Source organism: Nitrospira sp. BLG_2 (genome assembly GCF_049222245.1).
Genome location: NZ_JBLYIG010000709.1, coordinates 1 through 3,783, shown reverse-complemented (window position 1 = coordinate 3,783; position 3,783 = coordinate 1). Strand labels below are relative to the sequence as shown.

The following is a 3,783-nucleotide window of genomic DNA, read 5'->3' as shown; positions in this document are numbered from 1 at the left end:
GGATAAGATAATCGTCGGCGGTCAGGGCATTCGAGCCGGCTTTCCCCACGCCCGCAATACCCTCCAAGGCTTGCGTCTGAGTGACGGCGCGGCGATCGTAGATGCTGTCTCTCGTGACAACGCTCACGGATTGCGGCAACTCTTGAATCGACACCGGAAATCGCAGCACCGCTTCCGAGGACACATCGGCTTTGTAACCATCGGGCCGATCCACGGCCAGCGCGCGACTTTTCTTCTCCTTCACCACGATTTCCGGCACCTTTACCGGCTTCGGCGGCTCTTCTGTCGGAAGGTTGCCGGAAGGCTGATCCTGGACAATTGCCGCTGCGGCTCCCATGCCGGCAACAGGTGCCATCGTGCCCGCGGACACTCCATTTTTCTCCAACGTGATGGTGTTCGCCCCCGTCACTCGAAATCGCATTCCGGTGTTATTCAGCAGCAGCACGAGCGCGTCTTCCGTCGTGTGCATGCCGGACACCCCGGCCGTGTCCACGCCCTGAATATCTTCCGTCGTGTAGGCGATCTGAACGTCGGCTTGCTCGCCGAATCGCAGCAAGGCGGACGTCAAGGGCTGCGGTGGGATAGCGAAGGTGATCGTCTTCTCTTTGTGGGTCAACTGCGCCACAAGCCGATCTTTGCTGAGGGATGGCGATTGTCCGAGGGGAAGCGCGGACGGTTGCCACCGATTATCGGGACGATACGGATTGTCCGGATCCCTGCCCCATCTGTCTGGACGTCCCGGCCCTTGGTGATCAAACGGGTCTTCGGTGTTAGGCTCCTTTGTCCACACCGATGCCGGCGCAGAAACGCTGAACTGCATCATCGCCGTGACGGCCATGAACCAGGCTAGGTTAGGGGTGAGTGTCCTCTTCTTTCGTCGAATCTTCATCGAAGTCTCCGTAACACATAGGGGCTCCGTGGCCCGCACTGAGTCTCCATATTGCTGAGAATAGTTCTCAATATGCTGGACGTGTCAGTTCTATGACGAATGACATAGGATTTCCCTTGGCTGTTCAGTAAAAAATAGTGAAAGGAAGACTGCTAGAGGATCACGACGAGGTAGTTCGTGACGCGTATCGCGCGAAATCCTTGCGTGGCTGCCAGTGCGGTGAGGGCGTCATCAATGCCCGTCAGCGTGAATCGTCCGCTGACCGCTTTGGTGCGCGAGACATCCGCGAGTATGACAATACGACCGGGCCGATAACGATCAAGTTCGGCCATCGCCTGTGCAAACGGCTGTCCTTGGATCACGATGGCGCCGCGCGTCCAAGCAGTGACCGCATAGCCGTCACTGTCGGCGACGGCCTGCGGCAGCCCGCCGGAATAATAGAATGTCTGCTGGTCCTTGCGCACAGCAACCGATGGACTGGCTTGCCGGCCATCGCTGTCGATAGCGGACACGTCGACGACACCTTCAACCACCGTCACACGAGTCTGTTGCTCTTGAGCCTGCACGACAAAGGCGGTGCCGATCGCCTGCGTGACACCGCCTGGGGTCAGCACGCGGAATGGTTTCTGCCGATCCGGCATGACCTCGAAGAAAGCCTCTCCTCGCAATAAGTCGATGCGGCGCTCGTGCTCTCGATAGGTCACGGCAATGGCGGTATCCGTATTGAGACGGGCGATTCCCCCATCTGGCAGGGTCACAACACGTTGCTCACCAGCTGCGGTGCGATAATCGGCCAGTAGGAATAGGCGAATCTCCTGATACAACACGATACACGCGATGCTGGCTACGATCGCCCCGCCGGCAACGATGGTGCGGTAGGCTGGCCGGAGCCGTGTTCGCCGTTCGGATGCGACTCGGGGCGACTCTCCTCCCCACTCCACGCTGTGGCCTTTGAGTTGATCCAATCGCTGCCAGAACGTTCGTTCCCGATCAAAGGCCGCTTGGTGCGCGCGAGACTCGGCCAGCCAGTTCTTGAACCGGCTCATTTCTTCCGCCGTCATTCGGCCTGAAGCCAGACGAACGACCCACGCCCGAGCCACGCTTGACGGCGCTTCGTCGATTTGTTCCGGCCCCCCGGCATCGTGATCGGTCGATTCGTTCATGATGGCATGGAACTCAGCAACGCGGATCCCTACATATACAAGACGAGTGACGATGTACAAACCTTGGCTGGGAAACCCGAGCGAGATGTTTTTTAGCGATCTCGAACAGCGGCGAGATGGTTGAGCACTTTGCGGATGTGGGCTTCGACTGTGGAGATAGAGACGCCCAATTCTTCGGCGATATCGAGTTGCGTCTTGCGCTCAAATCGGTTGAGGTAAAAAATTTTCCGGCTCATGGCCGGCAATTGGGCCAGCGCCTCTTCCAGACGGGCCAATTCCTGTCGCGCGATCAGCGTGCGTTCTGGATGACGATGCTCGACGTCCCCCCACAGCAACCCATGGGCTTCCGCCAGTAGAGTCGACCGGTTTTGCATTGCACGCTGATGATCGGTCGCAAGGTTCGCCGCCATCCGAAAGAGATAGGCTCGACGATTGCGAATATCAGCCGCGCCATGCTGCGTCGTGATCTTGACGAACAATTCGTGCGTCAGATCCTGCGCTGTCAGCGCACACTTCAACCGCCGCAGGAGAAAACGAAACAGATCCTGTTCGTGTTGGAGAAAGATTTCCGCCAAGTGGCTTGCCGACATGGAGCTTGTTCGCCGCTCAAAATGTTCACGTCTACGACTCGGTCAGCTTATAGCACCCGTGTCAACGCTCGTCAACGAGGGACAGTACGTACGATACGGACCAGGCTCACCGGCAAGGTTCTGGATGTGGCAGAGAGAACGACACGGCACTATGGAATGGAGAGGATGGCGTGGAGCCCGTCACTGTCGATCTAAAAGAAGGCGTCATCGATCCGCCCAAAGGCAGAATCCAAGTCCGGCAGATAGGTCCCATAGTGATTCCAGCGGCCGACGGAGCGGGCGTAGATCGGCTGACGCACCTGCCATCGGCTGGGGGTCTGTACCGCGCGATCCTGCCGGTGAAAATGCAGGCAACGATCGTCCCACGGTGCCCCGAGAAACGCGATTAACCGCCGTGCCTGACCTTCCAGATCAGCCACCACGTCTTCGTATTGCACATCGAGAATCTTGAGCGGCAATGTGGTATGCCAATGCGCCATCAATCGCCGCTCTTGGGCGATGAAGAACGCCAGATCATGAAAGTCCGTCGCATAGCGCTGATCGACATTGAAGTTTTCCATCCAGATTGAGAGCGCGTTGTCGCGGGCGTCTCTGCGGCAATGAATCACGCGGGAGTTGGGAAACAAGAGTGCGACAAAGGCCAGCTGAAAAAAATTGAGCGGCTGCTTGTCGCTGATGCGCGGACAATCAGGAGGAGCGTTACGCCGGAGGGCGAGGACATACTCGTGAGCCAGTAACCGGCTCTGCATCTCCTCAACATGTAACGCGGCCTGCCAAGGGGCGGCCTTCCGACCGGCTATGGATTGACTGGCAAGCCGGGCGAGATCAGGCAACTCTCCTGCTCCATACATGGCCGGATGGGCGGCCAGAATTTGCTCGATCAGTGTGGTGCCGGAGCGCGGGAGTCCCACGATGAACACCGGCTGATCGGTGCCGACGCCGAACGGCCGACGCTCGTCGAAGAAATCATGTGTATAAGCCTTGATGATTCCGTCCACGCGGGCTTGGAGGGCATCCCGATCCAACAGCCCGGCTTTTCGCCGACGCGCGGTGTTCGCCGCTTGTCCTGCTTGCGCGGCCCGCTCATAGTGTTTTCTCCGGTCGTAATATTTGGCGAGGCCATAGCCGATCAGCGCCTTGG

Annotated in this window: 4 protein-coding genes; all 4 read right to left on the bottom strand. The window is 58.6% G+C overall.

Going from position 1 to position 3,783, the window contains the following annotated elements; all coding sequences use genetic code 11:
* The coding region (locus tag ACOSYY_RS18675) for an STN domain-containing protein (RefSeq protein ID WP_421664379.1) at positions 1–889 on the bottom strand (889 nt) is incomplete at its 3' end.
* Between the two features lie 152 nt (positions 890–1,041).
* Positions 1,042–2,052, bottom strand: a complete 1,011-nt coding sequence (locus ACOSYY_RS18670; RefSeq protein ID WP_421664378.1) for a FecR family protein — start codon at positions 2,050–2,052, stop codon at positions 1,042–1,044.
* Between the two features lie 92 nt (positions 2,053–2,144).
* Positions 2,145–2,642 carry an RNA polymerase sigma factor gene (locus ACOSYY_RS18665; RefSeq protein ID WP_421664376.1) on the bottom strand — a complete coding sequence of 166 codons (498 nt, stop codon included), beginning with the start codon at positions 2,640–2,642 and terminating at the stop codon, positions 2,145–2,147.
* A 191-nt stretch (positions 2,643–2,833) separates the two neighbouring features.
* Positions 2,834–3,783 (bottom strand): sulfotransferase family protein (locus ACOSYY_RS18660; protein ID WP_421664375.1); only part of this gene is annotated, 950 nt, incomplete at its 5' end.

Bases quoted from the DNA above. Each gene is read 5' to 3' on its own strand.
- ACOSYY_RS18670 (WP_421664378.1), bottom strand. From the start codon at position 2,052: ATGAACGAATCGACCGATCACGATGCCGGGGGGCCGGAACAAATCGAC.
- ACOSYY_RS18665 (WP_421664376.1), bottom strand. From the start codon at position 2,642: ATGTCGGCAAGCCACTTGGCGGAAATCTTTCTCCAACACGAACAGGAT.